This is a genomic window from Acetobacter sp. DsW_059 (assembly GCF_002153695.1).
Classification (GTDB): Bacteria; Pseudomonadota; Alphaproteobacteria; order Acetobacterales; family Acetobacteraceae; genus Acetobacter; species Acetobacter thailandicus.
Map to the genome: position 1 here is coordinate 1 of NZ_JOPI01000042.1, position 619 is coordinate 619.

General features: G+C 49.4%; 1 protein-coding gene. It reads right to left on the minus strand.

What is annotated here, in order from left to right:
• Positions 1 to 87 precede the first annotated feature (87 nt).
• Positions 88 to 414 carry a hypothetical protein gene (locus HK25_RS13400; protein ID WP_233127787.1) on the minus strand — a complete coding sequence of 109 codons (327 nt, stop codon included), beginning with the start codon at positions 412 to 414 and terminating at the stop codon, positions 88 to 90.
• Positions 415 to 619 lie beyond the last annotated feature (205 nt).

Sequence of the window (619 nt, forward strand, 5' to 3'; positions counted from 1 at the left end):
TGAGCACCAACCCTGTAACCCGGCATTGTGTATTGAGCGAACGCGAGAGAGCCTTCACGTGCAGTCTGGCGTCTGGATAGTTCAGCTTTAGCTTTCTTCCGCGCTATCTCCAGAGTTTGCGAGCGCTTCAAGCTCATCGTCGGACATATCCTCTATGCGCCGTCTTACAGTCGCGTTCATTTCCACGGACGAGAGTTTAGGATGAATGTAAGGGGCAGCCGCTTTTGCTGCTTCAAACTGCATTTCAGTAATGCTGAGATCGCCACCCATCACGGCAGCAAAAATCTCAAGGGGGGTTCTGCCTTTGGATTTCAACGACTTTTCTACGCGCTCAACCAGCGCCCGGCGACGCATAGTTGCTTGTCCGACTTTACCTTTCGGTCTACCGCGTTGTTTTTTCTGGTTTTCTGTCATTTTTCGAAGAATTTAAAATTCATAATTAGAAGCATGAGCTTTGATAGTTTTTACCTGCGACGATTAAGCGACGGCCATACGTTCGTGGCGCATCCATCCATTTAAACCGTGGGCAAGGTTGCCGCGTTTCGCGGTCTCTTTTTCCATTTCGCGCATGCGGTGCTCTCGGGTGATGCCAATAATGATATCACTGAGCGTTTTCTCT